Source organism: Bacillus pumilus, assembly GCF_024498355.1.
Taxonomy (GTDB): Bacteria; Bacillota; Bacilli; order Bacillales; family Bacillaceae; genus Bacillus; species Bacillus pumilus_P.
Genome location: NZ_CP101833.1, coordinates 3441498 through 3459437, shown reverse-complemented (window position 1 = coordinate 3459437; position 17940 = coordinate 3441498). Strand labels below are relative to the sequence as shown.

Annotated in this window: 21 protein-coding genes; 15 read left to right on the top strand and 6 right to left on the bottom strand. The window is 42.3% G+C overall.

Annotated elements, in window-relative coordinates:
- Positions 1 to 12: 12 nt before the first annotated feature.
- The 5 genes from NPA43_RS17695 to pepT all read right to left on the bottom strand — a co-directional run bounded on the left by NPA43_RS17695 (position 13) and on the right by pepT (position 5655).
- A complete protein-coding gene (locus NPA43_RS17695) occupies positions 13 to 1434 on the bottom strand; it encodes a four-carbon acid sugar kinase family protein (RefSeq protein WP_256499147.1) in 1422 nt (473 codons plus the stop codon).
- 7 nt (positions 1435 to 1441) lie between these two features.
- Positions 1442 to 2335, bottom strand: a complete 894-nt coding sequence (garR, locus tag NPA43_RS17690; protein WP_230031624.1) for a 2-hydroxy-3-oxopropionate reductase — start codon at positions 2333 to 2335, stop codon at positions 1442 to 1444.
- A 198-nt stretch (positions 2336 to 2533) separates the two neighbouring features.
- Complete coding sequence (locus NPA43_RS17685) at positions 2534 to 3391, bottom strand: MurR/RpiR family transcriptional regulator (protein ID WP_256499146.1); 858 nt, start codon at positions 3389 to 3391, stop codon at positions 2534 to 2536.
- 563 nt (positions 3392 to 3954) lie between these two features.
- Entirely contained in the window at positions 3955 to 4134 is a 180-nt protein-coding gene (locus NPA43_RS17680) for a hypothetical protein (protein WP_008345664.1), read from the bottom strand.
- A 288-nt stretch (positions 4135 to 4422) separates the two neighbouring features.
- Positions 4423 to 5655 (bottom strand): peptidase T, encoded by a 1233-nt coding sequence (pepT, locus tag NPA43_RS17675; RefSeq protein WP_230031622.1) that lies wholly within the window; start codon positions 5653 to 5655, stop codon positions 4423 to 4425.
- Positions 5656 to 5881: 226 nt separating this feature from the next.
- On the opposite strand from pepT, the gene NPA43_RS17670 reads away from it, so the two are divergent.
- The 5 genes from NPA43_RS17670 (at position 5882) to NPA43_RS17650 (ending at position 9291) form a co-directional block, all read left to right on the top strand.
- Positions 5882 to 6205 (top strand): WXG100 family type VII secretion target, encoded by a 324-nt coding sequence (locus tag NPA43_RS17670; protein ID WP_230031621.1) that lies wholly within the window; start codon positions 5882 to 5884, stop codon positions 6203 to 6205.
- 4 nt (positions 6206 to 6209) lie between these two features.
- Complete coding sequence (locus NPA43_RS17665) at positions 6210 to 7406, top strand: DUF6861 domain-containing protein (RefSeq protein ID WP_230031620.1); 1197 nt, start codon at positions 6210 to 6212, stop codon at positions 7404 to 7406.
- A gap of 12 nt (positions 7407 to 7418) precedes the next feature.
- Entirely contained in the window at positions 7419 to 8177 is a 759-nt protein-coding gene (locus tag NPA43_RS17660; protein ID WP_256499145.1) for a hypothetical protein, read from the top strand.
- A 21-nt stretch (positions 8178 to 8198) separates the two neighbouring features.
- On the top strand, positions 8199 to 8726 hold the full coding sequence (locus NPA43_RS17655) for a YfjD family protein (protein WP_099727192.1): 528 nt from the start codon (positions 8199 to 8201) through the stop codon (positions 8724 to 8726).
- A gap of 97 nt (positions 8727 to 8823) precedes the next feature.
- Positions 8824 to 9291, top strand: a complete 468-nt coding sequence (locus NPA43_RS17650; protein ID WP_012011745.1) for a helix-turn-helix domain-containing protein — start codon at positions 8824 to 8826, stop codon at positions 9289 to 9291.
- Positions 9292 to 9352: 61 nt separating this feature from the next.
- Here the strand turns inward: NPA43_RS17650 and NPA43_RS17645 are convergent, their stop codons facing one another.
- Positions 9353 to 9700, bottom strand: a complete 348-nt coding sequence (locus NPA43_RS17645; RefSeq protein WP_099727191.1) for a helix-turn-helix domain-containing protein — start codon at positions 9698 to 9700, stop codon at positions 9353 to 9355.
- A 206-nt stretch (positions 9701 to 9906) separates the two neighbouring features.
- Here NPA43_RS17645 and NPA43_RS17640 point away from each other — a divergent pair, with 206 nt between their 5' ends.
- From NPA43_RS17640 to NPA43_RS17595, 10 genes are all read left to right on the top strand, one after another.
- The gene (locus NPA43_RS17640; RefSeq protein ID WP_099727190.1) at positions 9907 to 10896 is read left to right on the top strand and encodes an asparaginase; all 990 of its coding nucleotides are present in this window, start codon (positions 9907 to 9909) and stop codon (positions 10894 to 10896) included.
- A gap of 28 nt (positions 10897 to 10924) precedes the next feature.
- Positions 10925 to 12349 carry an aspartate ammonia-lyase gene (aspA, locus tag NPA43_RS17635; RefSeq protein ID WP_099727189.1) on the top strand — a complete coding sequence of 475 codons (1425 nt, stop codon included), beginning with the start codon at positions 10925 to 10927 and terminating at the stop codon, positions 12347 to 12349.
- 140 nt (positions 12350 to 12489) lie between these two features.
- Positions 12490 to 13896 (top strand): Na+/H+ antiporter NhaC, encoded by a 1407-nt coding sequence (nhaC, locus tag NPA43_RS17630; protein ID WP_099727188.1) that lies wholly within the window; start codon positions 12490 to 12492, stop codon positions 13894 to 13896.
- A 296-nt stretch (positions 13897 to 14192) separates the two neighbouring features.
- The gene (locus NPA43_RS17625; RefSeq protein ID WP_230031617.1) at positions 14193 to 14618 is read left to right on the top strand and encodes a YwqH-like family protein; all 426 of its coding nucleotides are present in this window, start codon (positions 14193 to 14195) and stop codon (positions 14616 to 14618) included.
- A gap of 38 nt (positions 14619 to 14656) precedes the next feature.
- Positions 14657 to 14920 carry a YwqI/YxiC family protein gene (locus NPA43_RS17620; RefSeq protein ID WP_008355536.1) on the top strand — a complete coding sequence of 88 codons (264 nt, stop codon included), beginning with the start codon at positions 14657 to 14659 and terminating at the stop codon, positions 14918 to 14920.
- Positions 14921 to 15207: 287 nt separating this feature from the next.
- Positions 15208 to 15633 carry a YwqH-like family protein gene (locus NPA43_RS17615; protein WP_099727186.1) on the top strand — a complete coding sequence of 142 codons (426 nt, stop codon included), beginning with the start codon at positions 15208 to 15210 and terminating at the stop codon, positions 15631 to 15633.
- A 306-nt stretch (positions 15634 to 15939) separates the two neighbouring features.
- The gene (locus NPA43_RS19360; protein ID WP_256499144.1) at positions 15940 to 16050 is read left to right on the top strand and encodes an HTH domain-containing protein; all 111 of its coding nucleotides are present in this window, start codon (positions 15940 to 15942) and stop codon (positions 16048 to 16050) included.
- Between the two features lie 54 nt (positions 16051 to 16104).
- Complete coding sequence (locus tag NPA43_RS17605) at positions 16105 to 16503, top strand: helix-turn-helix domain-containing protein (protein ID WP_256499143.1); 399 nt, start codon at positions 16105 to 16107, stop codon at positions 16501 to 16503.
- A 169-nt stretch (positions 16504 to 16672) separates the two neighbouring features.
- Complete coding sequence (locus NPA43_RS17600) at positions 16673 to 16984, top strand: PTS sugar transporter subunit IIA (RefSeq protein WP_099727185.1); 312 nt, start codon at positions 16673 to 16675, stop codon at positions 16982 to 16984.
- Positions 16985 to 17050: 66 nt separating this feature from the next.
- Positions 17051 to 17905 carry a polysaccharide deacetylase family protein gene (locus tag NPA43_RS17595; protein ID WP_099727184.1) on the top strand — a complete coding sequence of 285 codons (855 nt, stop codon included), beginning with the start codon at positions 17051 to 17053 and terminating at the stop codon, positions 17903 to 17905.
- Positions 17906 to 17940 lie beyond the last annotated feature (35 nt).

The following is a 17940-nucleotide window of genomic DNA, read 5'->3' as shown; positions in this document are numbered from 1 at the left end:
ACTCCCTGCGCTTTATCCTTCAAGTATTTCTACAGCTTCTTTTAACGTATCCTTTGAGCCAACATTTCCCGGGAAAATCACGTAAGAAATGAAGGGGAATTTACTTTCTTCTCCTGTTTGCCAAACGGGAATACCAGGTTTAATTTGACCTGCAACAGTCGCACGTTTGACGCTAAGCCCTCTTGTTCCAATATCACTTGAGGTAATTCCACCTTTGGCAATGAGATATTTAGGGCGAATTGTGAGACGCTGGACAATGCTTGTCACAGCATCACTAATTTGAACGGAAAGCTTTAATTCCTCCTCTTGACGATTGTCCCCAAGGTCAAGGCGTTCTCTTCTTGTATAAACAGCAACAGATTGACCGGATGCTAACAACATTTCGGTTTGCTCAATCACGCGGTCAATTTCCTCTTGAAATTCTTTGGATTCTAACACGAGATGTGTATTAAATTCAATAAAAGCGATCTCTTTATTTTGCTGCAGCGCTCTTAATTGTTCCGTTGTTTTTTTGACATGAGAACCAACCATGATAAGACCACCGTTTGGGCTTTCTTCTTGTATCAAGTCTTTTCTTGTTAATAAGGATTGGTCGTGGATGCCGCCAAGTACTTTTGTGAGAGCAGCCGCACTTCTGAAAATAAATTGCTGACCTGCTTGGGTGGCATCAATGAGGGCGGTGACAAAGACTTTGACATCGTCATAATCTACAGCGTTCACAGCCACCTTTTGAAAATCCTTCACGGTCATGAGCTGCTCCTTGATTTGATCAATGCGTAAAGCCCGTATATCTTCTAACGAAATGTAGGTGGTGTTCTTTTTTGTGAACGTTCCGCCTGATTTTTCTTCAATCCACTCCCCGAGATGAGACGACTGAAAGCCGAATGTACGGTCTCGTGCAAATTCTGTATCACCAGCAGGAATCAAGTCGTGTCCTTCCTGTACGTAGTGGATATTGTTGATCGTAAAGCGTCCGCCTTCTTGGAAAAAGGGAAGAATGATTTCTCCGTCAAATTGGAAGGAGCTTCGTTGTTCAATGGTTGTTCTGAGTACTTCAGTTTCCAGCGGAAAGTGTCCACGCAGGGTAGAATCTCCCCGGCTGACAATGATGAAATCTTGATGAAGCCGCTCAGCTACTTTCACAATCGTTGAAGCAATCGTTTCGTGCGCAGCGGCAGTTTCTTTCTCAGTCATACTGCGAGAATTGGTTAAAATAAAGAACATACGGCTGTCTTCAAGAAAACCGGCTTCAATGCTTTCCTCTGACCAATCAGTGAAAACGGAGACGCCATGTACGGTTTGAATACCTGTTGGATCATCGTCTAATACAATGATTTTATGCTGAAAATGGCTTAGTGCTTGTTCATATGCCGTTTGAATGCTCTTTGAATCCGCTTTCGGAATGGCATTCAGTATTTCAGTGCTTTGCATCATGATCATCTCATCCTTTCTTCACTTCGACATGAGCCATTTTTTCGTAATATTGAACGATGCCGCCATGATCAAGTCCAGACTTTCCGTCTGCTTTGAGGGCATGGAAAATTTCAAGCAGCTGACTAGAAAGAGGGAGAGGAACTCCGATATCATGGGCAGTTTCCATCACATTGGTTAAATCCTTTAAGTTGATGTCGATGCGTCCGCCAGGTTCAAAGTTTCGATCCAAAATCAGTGGGACCTTTGCATCGAGAACGGCGCTCCCTGCCAGTCCGCCACGGATCGCTTCATACATTTTATCAATCGCAATGCCTGATTTAGCGGCAAGAACGAGCGCCTCAGACATAGCAGCAATATTTAAGTTGACGATGATTTGATTGGCAAGTTTAGCTGTTGTCCCGCTTCCGTTTGTCCCAACTAATACGACTTCTGTGCCCATCGCGAGCAGGACATCCTTTACTTGTTCGAAGATGGCTTCTTCGCCGCCAGCCATAATAGCAAGTGTCCCGTCTATCGCCTTTGGTTCTCCGCCGCTGACAGGTGCGTCCATAAATTCTACCTGGTGCTGTTTTGCTAGGGCGGCCAATGCTCTAGAGGTAACTGGTGAAATAGAGCTCATATCTATGATGACTGTGCCAGGTTTAGCTGTAGCTAAAATGCCATGATCACCTGATATAACTGCTTCTACATGCTCGCCTTTAGGAAGCATCGTGATGATGACATCGCTTTCAGAAGCTGCCTCAGCTGCTGAAAAAGCGCCCTTTGCTCCTGCTTCTTGTAATGCTCGAATGGCTTCCTCGTTCAGATCAAACACAGTCACAGTATGACCGGCTTTTAATAGATTGAGTGCCATAGGTTTTCCCATAATTCCTAGTCCAATGAATCCAATCTGTTTTGTCACTTTGTCCGCCTCCCATATAGAAAACCCTTACAAAAAGCGCTTTCTTTTCTGAATGTTAGTATATATACTATCTAATTTAAATAATAGTAGAAAAAAAACTATTGCTCATTTAATGTACATGACGTGATAGGAACGTGTCAACGGAAAATATGAGAAAAGTCACAAAAAAAGACCGGAATCAGCTCCGGTCTTATGCGTTCATGTTTTATTTTTAGCTACGGCTAATCGAGATCGTTTCACGTTTTCAATGGCATTTGATCCTAGCTCTAAAACAGCTGCGACATAAAGAACATCAATGATGACGAGCTGGTTAATACGGGAGATCATAGAGTCGGATCGATATGTTGTTTCCCTTGATGAACTGAGCATGTGAAAGTCAGAGCGCTTTGCGAGCTCTGATTTCGGATAGCTCGTGATAGAGGCAATTGCTGCCCCCTTTTCTTTTGCAAATTGCACGGCATCAAGAATTTCTCTGCTCTCTCCTGAATGGGAGATCGCGACGATAAAATCGTGTTCCGTGGCGTGTGTTGCAATCATATTCATCATATGTGGATCACTGCACAGACTCACTTCAAAACCAAGCTGGAGGAACTTATGATAAGCATCTCCTGCAATAAAACTGGACGCACCTGCTCCAAAGAAGACGGTTTTATGTGCCTGTTTCATTTGTTCGATAAATTGAGTCACGGCTTGATCTTCTAAAATATGCTTCATATCCTGAATCGAGTTTGTTGTTAACTCTATGACCTTATGTTTAATATCTGCTACACTATCAGATGCCTCGATCTCGCCGTATATGGATTGAGGAGTATTGGTCGCAATATCCTGCGCGACATGGACACGAAACACTTGGTACGATTCATAGCCAATTTTTCGTAAAAACCGAAAGATCGTCGTTTCACTTGTGTTACATTCAGCTGCGAGTGCACTAATGGAATGAAGCACAACTTTCTGAGGGTTTTGTAAAATGTAATTGGCAATCTTTTTCTGGGTTGGGGACAAACTATGAAACGTTGTCCGAATATGACTAAAAATATTCTCTTCTATGATAAACACCACACTTCATCTAACATTCTACATTAAGCATACAGGAACTTATGAAAACGGTAAACAAACCCGATGTGGAAAAGAGAAGAATAATATGGAAATGACGCTTCTTTTGGTTCTTTTGTCACGGTATACTCAATTGGTAATAGAAGAAAATAGGGGTTTTTACTATGACAATGAAAAAAGGCCTAACGATCAGCCTGATTATTTTTTCGCTGATTGTTTCGTTGTTTGCTCCAGTTGGATCTGTGGTTATGAAATCGCACCATACTATCAAGGAATTCCTATGATTCAAGTACCTGCAAAGGTGTATAAATAAAAAGAGAAACGGCCACTGGATGTGGTCGTTTCAGCGTGTAGACAAACCCTCGCATTCGTTGTCAGTCCTGCGCGCTGGTGCTCACGAATGTCAAATTCGCTCCGCGCCAGTGCTCGTTCTTCCTAGACTTCAAAGGTTTTCTATCACGCTGAAAAGAAGACAAAGGGCCACTGGATGTGGTCGTTTATTATTGTGTCTAAAACACGTTCTTACACAAACAAAAAGAACCCCTGATGAGGCTCTTTCTTTGAATTTATACTTGTTTAGGTGCATCGTTTAGTGGATGGCGGCGTTTGCCGTTGTAGTGGCGGCGCATACGAAAGATTTCAAACTCCGAAAGCTCTGCGCTTTTTCGTTTTTGGGTGCGGTTATCTTTTTTGAAAGAGAAAAGTAAGTAGCAGCAAAGTGAAGCGATAATCAATAAAATCATCATATGACATTCCTCCAATTCATCCTATTCTTTCAGTGTAGACAGGGTGAGTGATGTTTATAACTGAAAATAAGCAGCAGAAACGGTTTAGTTCTTAAGGTTTAGATGATCTGCTAATTTAGGTCTAAAATACTGGTTGTTTTTAACTATTATATTTCCAATTATTTCACTCGTCAAGAAGAATTTTTCTGGGGTTGTCTATATTAGTACGATTAAGTGTCACAAAAGTTTCAGAATATTGTAAACTTTTATTAAAAAACCGTTCCCGAACAGGAACGGTTGTAAACATGTCTATGCTTTTTCTTCAAATAAACGTGCGATTTCCACGATGACTTCTGTTGCTTTCACCATGTTTTCCACTGAAATAAATTCATATTTACCGTGGAAGTTTTCTCCGCCAGTAAAGATGTTTGGTGTTGGGAGACCTTTATATGAAAGCTGAGAGCCATCTGTACCGCCGCGTATAGGTTCGATCACAGGTGTCACTGAGCGGTTTTCCATTGCTTCATGGGCAATGTCCACAATATGTTTAACCGGCTCAATTTTTTCTCTCATATTATAATATTGATCCTGAATGCTGAGGGTGATACTGTTTTCGCCGTAGACCGCTTTTAAGTCATTTGCAATCTTTTCAAATAGTGCTTTGCGATTGTTGAACTTCTCTTTATCAAAATCACGGATAATATATTGCAGCTCTGCTTCTTCCACTTCTCCTACAAACTTCGTCAGGTGGAAAAAGCCTTCATATCCTTCTGTATACTCCGGAGATTCATCTGAAGGGAGTTTGTTGTGAAAGAGCATCCCGATCTTCGCAGCACTGACCATTTTGTCTTTCGCTGTACCTGGATGGACGTTGTTTCCTTTAATCGATACCTTGGCACCTGCTGCGTTGAAGCTTTCATATTGAAGCTCTCCAAGCGGTCCGCCGTCAATGGTATAAGCATAGGAAGCGCCAAAGGCATCGACATCAAATTTGTGCGGTCCTCTGCCAATCTCTTCATCTGGAGTAAAGGCGACTCGAATCTTTCCATGCTTGATTTCTGGATGCTGAATGAGGTAATGCATGGCGGTCATAATTTCTGCGATACCTGCTTTGTTATCTGCACCAAGTAAGGTCGTGCCATCAGTGGTGATGAGCGTATGTCCTTGGTACTTTTGCAAATTTGGAAACTGTGCTGGAGATAACACGATATGTAAATCTTCATTTAACGTGATGTCACCGCCTTGATAGTCCTCATGAAGCTGCGGTTTCACATTCTTGCCGGTGAAGTCAGTAGCTGTATCAATATGAGCCAGGAAGCCAATCGTTGGCACTTCTTTGTCGGTGTTAGATGGGATCGTTCCCATAACATAGCCGTTTTGATCCATTGTTACTTCTTGAATCCCGATGGATTTCATCTCTTCAACAAGCTGTCTCGCTAGGTTCAGCTGTCCTGCAGTAGATGGGCAGCTTTCTTTTTCAGCATCAGACTGAGTATCTACTTTCACATAACTTGTGAAACGCTTGATCATTTCCTCTTTCATCTATACGTCACTCCTTTTGTAGAATATGTTCATTTTATCACGTCTTGAATGCGCTTCATAACAAGAAAGGTTTTCTCTGGCAATTAGAGAGGAAAAAGGCCTACTTTTATTAGGCGATGTGCTGAATGGTTCTTTAGGGTGATTTTTTTGGGTGTCTTTTTATTTATAATGAGGACATATAAAATCATCCATTTGTACGTTAAATTGGGAGAAAGGGGTGCGAAAGTTGGATTCTAGTCAAACGCTGGCACTCGCTCAAAAGTTTCAGGAAGCGGCTGATGAGATTCGGCAGTCGAAGCAGCTGCTTGAGAATCGGCTGAAAGCAGTAGGATCAGGCTGGCAAGGAGAAGCAAAGAATAAATTTGATCAAAGCTTTGAGGAAACAACGGCACGCTATGATCAATTTGAAAAGGACTTGCTTGAAACGAGCCAGGAACTGCGGGATGCAGCAGTCAAGATCGAGGAGCGTAAAGCCGAAATTGCCAGAATGGAAGAGATTGAGCGAAAAAGACGAGAAGAACGGAGAGAAAGAAACCGAGAAGGGAGATGATGTGATGGCACGTGACATTGTGGTTGATCCAGATCAGCTGACAGGGCTGGCGAATGATTTTGTAGGTGAGCTTTCCGCCACCGAAACAAAGCACCACGATTTACATAGTGAACTGGATCATTTGATTTTAGGCTGTGATCCTCGGTATAGAAGCTGTTTTTCTGGTGTTGGGGACGCATGGAGTGCTGGACAAGCATTAATAAGCAAATTGAGCAGTGATGATATCGCGATTCGTCATGCAGCAGATAAAATGGTCGATGCAGATGATATTCTAAGGAAAATGTACAGCATCTATGATCAATATGGCACGCTCACGAGCTTAGCTGGTATCGTGATGATGCAGGCGAAATACTACGGGCTTGGGATGACAACCTTTATGAAAGAAAATGGCCGTTATGCAGCGCAGCATTCTAAGCTGCTGCTTGATTTGACCAGCCAGGTAGAAGGAACGAGATTTGACCGGCTAGCAAGGATTTGGCTGAGTAAAAAAGAATTATTAAAACGATCCAACTGGTCGATGGCTGATTTGGTCCATAAGAAATTCACGAAATTTTATCCTGACGATACGGTTGCGTTTACGAACAGTGTCCGCGATTTTACAAAAGGGAGTATCAATTGGAAGGACACGGCTGGAATCAAGTCTGTTCTGAAAAATGGGGCAAGATTTGCTAAAGGAAATGCCATCATTGCAACAGTTGTCACTGGTGCAACGGAAACGGTTGGCTGTGGTTTGAAAATGGCTGAGAACTATGCAGAATTCGGTGATCAGCCGGAAGTTCTTAAGCGTGAAAATGCAAAGGCTGTTGGAAATGCAGTGAATAATACGGTCTTTATCGCTGGCGGGTCCGTCGCAGGTGCCGTTGTCGGCGGCGCTCTCGGAAGCTTTGCGGGCCCGATTGGAACAGTTGTTGGTGGCGCCATTGGATCAGCAGTAGGTGGATTTATTGGAGAAAAAGTCGCCAAGCTGACATCCGGTTTTGCTGAACAGGTCGCAGTGAAATTAAAGGAACCGATTCATACAGTCGTGGATAAAGGGAAAAAAGCATTTGAGCTGGCGGGTCAAGGTGTGAAAGCAGTCAATGACACCATTGATCAAGCAAATCAGATGATACATAAAGGGATAGAACAAACAAAAGAAACCGCAGACTCGCTTATAAAGGGTGCAGGCGATTTCTTTAAGGGCGCATTTTCTTTTGGATAAGGAGAGATCAAGTTGGATCAGCTGAGTCTAAGTATCGAGGAACTCATCTTTAGTTTTTACAGTGAAGGCTATTTTGAACAAGGCATGTCCTTAAAGGAAGCCTATTATCCTGATGTAGAGGATGAACGTCTTGGGTTTTTGTTTGAAATTGCGTGCCGCTCTTTGCTGGCAAAAGACGTGCTGGAATTTCGAAACAGACAATACCGTTATAAAGCAGAATACCGTCATTTCATCCAGGCCATGAATGATGCATCTCATACCGTCAAGGCTTCAAGATTTGGAGAGTTAGATGAAGAAGTCAGTACCTCCTTTCATACGACGCAGGCGGGCGTGTATGCGCATCATACGCTTTATGATCAACAAGTGCATCAGATCCATAAACTGAAAGACGATCAGCAGGCAGAGGAGCAAGTGAAAGCCTTTTTGAGCATACACATGTGTGATCACCGCATACCTGTTATTAACCTGCAAGCAGAGGAATTTGAAATGCTGTTAGAGCAAGCAAGCGAAGGGAAAGATGAGTGTTTTTCCTTCCTTAATAAAACAGAGAATCAAGAACTCGTGAGGGCATTTGTTTCCGATGTGCAGGCGAGAAAAGGAAAGATGGATTCCCTTATGAAGGTAGCCTATGACAAAAACAATACGCCGGATGTGGAGTCCATGTTATTTGTTATACCAGGTGAGAAACATTCATGGCTTGTGTCGGGAATAAAGGAAAACGAATTTCGCATAGAGACGGCTCATAGAGACGGGTTACGTTCTATATTCTAATGGAGAAAAGGAGAATGACGCTTGAATCCAAGTGAAGTAATAGAAGTGAGGAGCAGACCCTTTCTAAGAGTATGGGCATTCTTAGCAACGGGCGGCTTTGGTATCATCGGTATTTGGCTATTTTCAGAAGCTCTTACATTTGAATCGAATTATATATTATTTTTATTTTTAGGCGGACTATTAGGCATTGTGTATGGCTGGATCTCCTTTTTAATGATTCTGCCGGCTTTTACGAAGAGGGGAAATGTGATTTTTCGAATTCAGCGCGGAGAGAATGGCGCTGTGCTGCATCGAGAGCAAACGATCCCTTTTCAAGACATTCAATCAATCGACATGCGCCGGCACCGTTACAGTATAAGGGGATTTCTCTTCATGGATGTGCTCATTCGGAAAATAGATGGGAAGTTGATCAAGATTCCGGCGTACAGTATTTTAGATGAAGAAGTATTCGAGCAAACCGTCAAACAAGACATCTATCCATATTTAAATCGGGCTGCCCAAGAGAACTGGAAACAGCAGCATGGTCAGGTCGAAGAGCAGATCGACTAGGTCGTTTACGCCATGATTTCAAAGGATAGGACGCCACTTTTTCGAAAAAATCGTGTATGATGTCAGTAAAGACTGAACGCTCAAGAGGTGATGAGAGATGGACAAAGAGATGGTAATCGACCTCGTCACAGAACAAATGGCACGGATTCGAAAAGAAAAGAATTATACGCAGGACCGCATGGCTGAGGTACTTGGTTTATCGAAACGGCATTTGCAGCAGGTCGAAAAAAACAGACTGCGCCTCAACTGGACACAAACTGCGGCCGTTTGTGCATTATTCAGGGATAGTGACATTTTAAAAGGGACACTTGGGGATGACCCGCTTGAGATTTTGGAAGTCGTGGCACATGATGAATTGCATCTATCTGTTGAACGTACAATTGGCGGAAAGGTTTGGTGGCGGACCTCGATAAAAAAAGGCACGTTTCGTCTCCAGCAAAATGTGCTGAGTCAGCATTACCGTATCTTAGATGATGAGAATTATCGCTATTATAGTTCGTTTAATAAAGAAGAAGCGAAGCGGCGGTTAGAGGAATTAAGCCAGCTGTCTTCACCTTATTCATAAGCAGCTGTTATCAAAAAGAAAAGAGAGGCGCCCGTATGATAGGGACCTCTCTTTTCTTTGTTTATACTTTCAGAGTGTTTTTCGCCCGAATAAAGGCAACAAGCTGTTTGATTTCTTCATCGGTTAGTGGAACGCCATCTACGAGGATGGTTCCTTCTTTTGCTTCCGTCAGTTCAATTTTGATATCAGAGATTTTGCGCTTTATCTCTGGCTCGTCCGTTCTACCAAGTAAAAAATCAATGGACGTATCATACAAATCAGCCAGCAGCTTCACTGCTTCAAGCGAAGGTCGTCGGTACCCAGATTCGTAACCGGCATAGGTGCTTTTGGCGATACCTAGGCGATCTGCCGTATGCTGGAGAGACCATTTTTTCTTTTTTCTAAGGGTGGTTAAACGATCGAGTATCATACATGAACGCTCCTTTATATACATCAACAGTATATCATATTTTGACATGGAGTGTACGCGTTATGCGTAATAATTTCTTGATTAATTCGCAGTATGTGACTATAATGACAATGAAGGTACGCGTAAAGCGTATATTATAGAATAGCACAAGCTGGCTTATAATATGTGTGACAAACGAAGTAATTTTACTGAAAGAGGTGGACCTGTTGAAGAAATTATTGCTTTTAACCACTGGTGGGACGATTGCATCTGTAGAGAGTGAAAATGGTTTGGCTCCAGGTGTTAAAGCTGAGGACCTTTTAAGCTATTTAAACGAAATTAATGCAGAGTACACAATGGACACAAAGTCCCTGATGAGTATAGATAGTACAAATATGCAGCCTGAATACTGGGTGGATATCGCAACAGCCATTTATGAGAATTATGATCAATACGACGGCTTTGTCGTCACTCATGGAACCGATACAATGGCCTATACATCAGCAGCTCTATCTTATATGCTGCAAAATCCTGATAAGCCGATTGTTATTACAGGTTCACAAATTCCGATTACGTTTAAGAAAACAGATGCGAAGAAAAACATCACAGATGCGATTCGTTTTGCATGTGACGGTGTAGGCGGCGTATACGTCGTGTTTGATGGAAGAGTGATTCAAGGAACACGCGCAATCAAACTAAGAACGAAAAGCTACGATGCATTTGAAAGTATTAACTACCCATATATTGCATCGATTGAAAACCATCAAATTGAATACAATAGCAAAGTAAAAAGAACGTCAATGAAACCGCTTAAATTAGATGCATCCTTGAACACGGATGTTTGTCTATTAAAATTGCACCCAGGACTTAAGCCTGAGTTTTTAGAGGCGATTAAAGGTGTGTACAAAGGGGTCGTCATCGAAAGCTACGGCAGCGGCGGAATTCCTTTCGAAGGAAGAAACCTTTTAGAAAAGATCAACGAATTGCTGGAAGAAGGCATTTCTGTTGTCATCACAACTCAGTGTCTCGAAGAAGGAGAAGACATGAGTGTGTATGAAGTAGGACGCAAGATCAATCAAGAACTGGTGGCACGTTCACGAAACATGAACACAGAAGCCATCGTGCCGAAACTCATGTGGGCATTAGGCAAAACAACAGATCCAAGAGAAGTGAAAAAGATTATGGAAACGCCAATCGCAGAAGATTTAGTAATTTAACTATTCTATAGAAAGCAGGTCATATCAGATGGTTCAAGCAACTTATCGCTACGAGAAGGATTTTCTTGGTGAAAAAGAAATTCCGGCAGACGTGTATTATGGTGTTCAAACCCTTCGTGCAAAAGAAAATTTCCCGATTACAGGGTATCGCATGCATGAGGAACTTATCAGAGCCTTTGCCATCGTCAAAAAAGCAGCAGCTCAAGCCAATATGGAAGTTGGACGTTTATATGAAGGAATTGGCAATGCCATCGTTCAAGCGTCTGATGAAGTCATTGAAGGTAAGCTGCATGAGTACTTCATTGTAGACCCAATTCAAGGCGGCGCAGGAACTTCGATGAATATGAATGCCAATGAGGTCATTGGTAACAGAGCCCTAGAGATCATGGGACATCAAAAGGGTGAATACATTCATTTAAGTCCAAACACACATGTGAACATGTCGCAATCGACGAATGATTCATTCCCAACCGCTATCCATATTGCTGTGCTCAAGCAGTTAGACATTCTGCTTGAGACGATGCAGGTGATGCAGGACGTATTTCAAAAGAAAGCGAAAGAATTCGATCATGTGATCAAAATGGGTCGTACGCACCTGCAGGATGCTGTTCCGATCCGTTTGGGACAGGAATTTGAAGCATACAGCCGCGTTCTAAGCCGTGATATTAAACGGATTAACCAATCGAAGCAGCATTTATATGAAGTAAACATGGGTGCGACAGCTGTTGGGACAGGCTTAAACGCAGATCCACGCTATATTGAGATCGTGGTGAAGAAGCTAGCAGATATTTCTGGTCTTCCGCTTGTAGGCGCAGAGCATCTTGTGGATGCGACGCAAAATACAGATGCTTACACAGAAGTGTCCGCCGCATTAAAAGTATGTATGATGAACATGTCTAAGATTGCCAATGATCTTCGTTTAATGGCATCTGGTCCGCGTGCAGGTCTTGCTGAAATTGCATTGCCAGCCCGTCAGCCTGGATCATCCATTATGCCTGGGAAAGTCAATCCAGTCATGGCAGAGCTCATTAACCAAATCGCATTCCAGGTCATTGGGAACGACCACACCATCTGTCTTGCTTCTGAAGCGGGTCAGCTTGAGTTAAATGTGATGGAGCCTGTTCTGGTCTTTAATTTGCTTCAATCTATTAGTATAATGAATAACGGATTCCGTTCATTCACAGATCATTGTTTAGCGGACATTGAAGCAAATGAAAAACGTTTGAAAGAATATGTAGAAAAAAGTGCAGGCGTGATCACTGCCGTGAACCCTCACTTAGGCTACGAAGCAGCCGCTAGAATTGCAAGAGAAGCTATTTTGAAGGGACAATCGATCAGAGATCTTTGCTTGCAGTATGATGTTTTAACGGAAGAAGAACTTGATATTATCTTAAATCCTTACGAGATGACAAAGCCTGGTATTGCGGGTCAAGAGCTGCTAGAGCGACAATAATATCAAAAAATTTATTTTATCAATATGACGAATTGCCTGTGACAAAGAGAAAAACAGGCAATTCACTTTCTTTCGAATTGGCACACTTTTTTCACAATATTTTGAAAACGCTTAACACACGCACAAAGGGAGGAAACAAAATGAAATCACCACGTCTGCCGTCTTTGACAGAGGTCGTGTCTGTACTTGGCTTGTTTTTAGCAATTGTTTTATCATTTACTCTTTACTTCAAATTAGATATTCAACTAGCACTGTTTATCTCATGGTTTATGGTGATCGCTTTAGGGATTCGATTGGGACATTCATATAAGGATCTTCAAAATGCGATTACAAAAGGGATATCAAATGGTTTAGATGCTATCTTGATCTTAATTGCTGTTGGTGCACTTGTTGGAACATGGATTGCTGGTGGTGTTGTACCTACATTAATCTATTATGGCCTAGAATTTATTCATCCTAACATTTTCTTATTAGCTACACTTGTTATTTGTGCCATTATGTCCATTGCAACAGGAACCTCTTGGGGGACGGTTGGAACGGCAGGTATTGCCATGATTGCGATTGGTGAAGGTCTTGGAATTCCGCTTCCAATTGTTGCAGGTGCCGTTTTATCTGGAGCCTACTTTGGTGATAAATTATCGCCATTATCAGATAGCACCGTACTCGCCGCTTCTCTTTCTAAAGTAGACGTGCTGGCGCATGTAAGAGCTATGATGGTCTTATCCATACCAGCCTTTGTGATTACAGCGATTATGTTTACGATTACAGGGTTTATGTATGGCGGTCGAAACATTGATCAAGATAAAGTAGAGTTTTTGAAAAATGCACTTCATGATACATTTACAATTAATATCTGGATGGTTATTCCGGCTGTAGTTGTTGTGTTATTGCTCGTATTTAAGAAACCTTCAATGCCTGTTATCGCCATTGGTGCTCTACTAGGCTCGATTTGGGCCATGGCTTTTCAAGGAATGAATCCGGCAGATGCGATTGCTACGGCTTATAATGGCTTTTCCATTAACTCAGATGTAGATTTCTTAAATACCCTGTTAAACCGTGGCGGTATTGTCAATATGCTAGGATCTTTAGTGGTGATTATCCTCGGTCTTGGTTTCGGTGGTGTACTTGAATATTTAGGAGTATTAAAAGTCATCGTCTCTACGTTTGAGAAGAAATTGCATAATGCAGGAAACGTCACTCTATCCACACTAGTTGTTGCTTTCTTTGCGAATATTTTTGGCTGTGCTATGTATGTATCAATCATCCTTACGCCAAAAATTATGGAAAAGAGCTATGATAAATTAAAATTAGACAGACGTGTTTTATCCAGAAACTCTGAGGTCGGTGGTACGCTTACGTCTGGTATGGTTCCATGGTCAGATAACGGGATTTACATGGCGGGAATTCTAGGCGTATCGACATTCTCTTATTTACCATTTATGTGGTTGAGCTTTGTCGCCATTGGTCTTGCGATTATTTACGGATATACTGGGAAATTCATTTGGTACGTCAAAGATCAGCAAGAAAAAGAAGAATCGGCATCATAAGCCGTTTGCAAAAGCCGCTCCTCACTGGGCGGCTTTTGTTTGTCCTAGGACCGAGAGACTATATGTGATACAAAGTAGGTGATCGTGATTTTAGACCCCCTACAGAAGAGGTCTTTAGGTGTAGTATGAAGGAGAGTGAAAGCATATTTATACCATAAAAAGGGCACAAATCCCTATTCAAACATGAGTCTTTGAGCCTTATAATAACAATATTGGAAAAAATGCTATTCACCATTACGCTTGTTTAGAGGGAATCTAAGCAGCGTTTTTATATTTTGACAGGAGGAGGAACCCCTATGAGCTTATCGGATATGCTGACTGCCCTTAACGGAGGCATTTCAAATAAAAAAGCAGAGATCGAAGAGAAGATCGCTCGACTCAAAAAGGCGAAAAGCAAGATTGAACGTGAACAAGATGCGGCAGAAACAGACCTAAAGCAAATCAAGCAGCCAAAGCTTGGGACCTCTTGGAAAGGTGAGAGAAGCCAGGATTTCAAATCAGAGCGGAATGAAGCACATGATGCGCTGCAAACGATCGTGAACGACAAATACCCACGCTACGTGAGCCGCATTGAATTCAAAATCAATACATTAGAAGCTGAACAAGCTGCCTTATCCTTTGCCAGTTCCTTAGCTGGAGACGCCGCACGTCTTGCTGAAAAAGGAGAAGACGCAGTAGAGGACGCAAAACGCTTGATCTCAAAAGCATGGGGCAGCTTGTAAAGCTGCTGTCATGCTGAACAAATCTGGAGGATATCACAATGGGACAAATTAAGTTAAACTACCAAACAGTCATGGATAAATTAGATGAAGTCTCCCAAGCAGTCGAAGCTTTAACAATGAAAAAAGCAGCAGATAAAGCGGGTGAAAACAGCCTTGAATTTGTGACCAAGTGGACGGCACGTGAAGCAGAGGTGGGCGAAATGGTCTCAAGCTTTAAAGAAGCCTTGATTAAAAATGTTCAAGATACGCGCTCTAATGTGAAGACGTTAAAAGAACAGGATGAAGCGATTGCTGCAAAATAAATCAGCACAATCGTTTTATTTATTGCTTACATTGATATGGTGTGAAATGTAGTTATAAAGACTCATATATAATTCGAGATTTATGTCCTATGATTATTCCGTTTTCCTTCCAATCACTACGTTAAAAGGACACCTTTTCCCTATTTAAGCATAAGGCTTTTCACCTTATACTATACTTAATGAAAGCGAACGATAGAAATGTCAGGATTGGAAAAAGCAGGTGAGCTGCTCGGTTCCAAAGGCTCTGACGCAGTGCTTTCGTATGAGGTCCGATAGAGGTGGATGACATGAGTTTATCCGAGATGCTGCACCATCTGCATATGGGAATTGAAAACAAACGTGCAGAATTTGACGAAATGATCTCTCGGTTAAAGACAGCCAAAAGCAATATTCGAACAGAACAAGATCTTGTGCAGTCAGACTTAAAGGAAATCAAAAAGCCTGCTCTAGATTCGTCATGGAAAGGTGAGAGAGGAATAGACTTTCATCGCCATCGGAAAGAAGCCTACAGTGTGATGCACGACATCGTGAATAATGAGTATGAAAAATATATGTCTGAGATTGACCAAAAAATCCTGCACTTTGAATTGAAAAAAATGGAGCTGGCTGTCGCCAGTAATTTTGCAGGAAGAGCCCAGGACGTGATGGAAAAGGGCGAGGATTTTGCAAAGGATGTTAAACATTTGATTGAACGGGGCTGGAAAGCTCTTTAATACAATAAACGAAACAGCCGCCCTATGAGCGGCTGTTTTCTTGTTTCATCACACCCTCCGCTGCTTCCGCCTGAACCACTCCCGCAGGAGGCATCTGAAGCATGATGAGTATAGGAATCAGTATAGTTACTTGTCGTTGAACTGTGATGTGCAGAATGCTTAGAAGATGTACGTTTATCCTTTGGTGTGAGAATGTAAAGAAGCCAATATGATCATAACAACAAACATAAAAGAACCCATGATGCATCCCTCCTCTTGTTTCCTATATGATAATAGGCAAAAGTAATTGCCTGGGGTGGGGAATCCATGCTATCTCTACGTCAGGAGGAGCTCCTGAAACGATTGATGCAAACGGAACAGGAACTGACAAGTGAAGAAATGGCCCGCGTGATTGGGGTCACATCAAGAACAATCTGAACAGATATGAAAGCGCTTAAATTAATATTAGAAGAACATGGAGCAGTACTTCAGATGAAACGCGGGGCAGGGTATATATTGAACGTCGAGGATTATGGGGCATTTCGTACATTTTTGAAAAAGTCGATGAGAGAAAGAAATGAGAAAAAGGAACAGGTGATTCCGATTCAGCCTGAGGACCGCGTGGCTTATTTACTGAAAAGACTGCTTCTGTCAGACGACTATATCAAATTAGATGGATTGGCAGAGGAATTATTTGTGAGTGAATCCACAGTGAAAAATGATCTGAAAGCAGTCAGGCACTTGTTTTCATTACATGGACTTTCTGTATCTCATCGCCCTAAATATGGACTGCGGCTGACAGTGGATGAAATGAAATTAAGATATTGTATGGCAGAGCATGTGTTTCAGCAGAAGCATCCGAACCCTGCGCTGTTACCTGAAGAAACGTAACAATTGATTCAGGATATGGTGCGCAGATGGCTTAAGGAAAAAGAGAGCGTGGAGTTCCATGAAGATGATTGGGTATTTGGCGCTCCATATAGTGGCTGCGATAGAGCGGACAAACTAGCAAATGAATCTTGAGCAATCGGAGGAGAGGCTGATGATGTGATTAGAGGAAATGCAGGGAGCAGCCTTTCAAATCATTGCCCATGCAGGTGAGGCGAGAAGCCATTATGTAGAAGCGATTCGTCTCGCAAGAGCAGATGATTTTGAAAAAGCGCAGCAGTTGATCGAAAAAGGGGAGGAAGCGTTTCGAAGCATCCATCACCTGCACTTGTCGCTCATTCAAAAAGAGGCGGCAGGTGAACAGCTTCCCTTTTCTTTACTGCTGGTACATGCAGAAGATCAAATGCTCACAACAGAGACCATTCATCTGCTCGCCATTGAGATGATCGAAATGTGTAAAAAAATGAACACCCTGTCAAAATAGATGTCAGCTATTAACCCAATTTCTGTTATAATCATTCGGTAGATAGAGAGAAAGCAGGATTGGTGAATGAAAAAAACATGTATGTTGATTGCGGTTGGTCTTCTGGTGCTGCTCATTTCGGGCTGTATGGGAAAGAAGGAGCAAGCGGAAGGAAACCAGCAAGTAGTCAAAGAGGAAAAGGGTCAATTAGCAAAAGAAACAAAACAGATTCATCAGAAAGAAGCGACTGTGATAGATACACAAAACTGGATTGAGCAAAAGGAGCCGGTTGAGCTTCCGATCTTGATGTATCACAGCATCTCCAGCGGCAACTCATTACGTGTGCCAAAGAGCGAGTTTGCGGCTCATATGAAATGGCTGAGGGACAACGACTATGTCACGCTGTCACCGGAAGAGGCATATCGCGTCTTCACAACAAATACGAAGCCAAGTGAAAAGTGTGTCCTGATTACATTTGACGATGGATATACGGACAACTACACAAAGGCATTTCCGATTTTAAAGCAATATGGGATGAAAGCAACGATTTTTATGATTGAGCAATCCATTGGCCGTCCGCATCACTTAACAGATGATCAAATGGATGAAATGATGGCACATGGACTATCCATTGAGAGTCATACGATTCACCATTTAGAGCTCAATCGTTTATCAAAGAAGCAGCAGGAAGAGGAATTAAAAGGGTCAAAGGCATTCTTTGATCAGCGATTTTCTCAGCGTACGAGAATGGTCAGCTATCCGGTTGGGCGCTATAACGAAGACACGCTGAAGCTGGCGAAGGAAGCTGGATATCAGATGGCTGTCACCACTGAACCAGGACATGCGAAAAAAGAACAAGGCATGATGTCCTTACACCGCCTTCGCATTTCACCGGGACTTTCACCCGAAAGCTTTGGCAGGCTGGTAGAGGGGAATTCGTAGAGGTCAGATCACAGATGTTTCATGTGAAACATTTT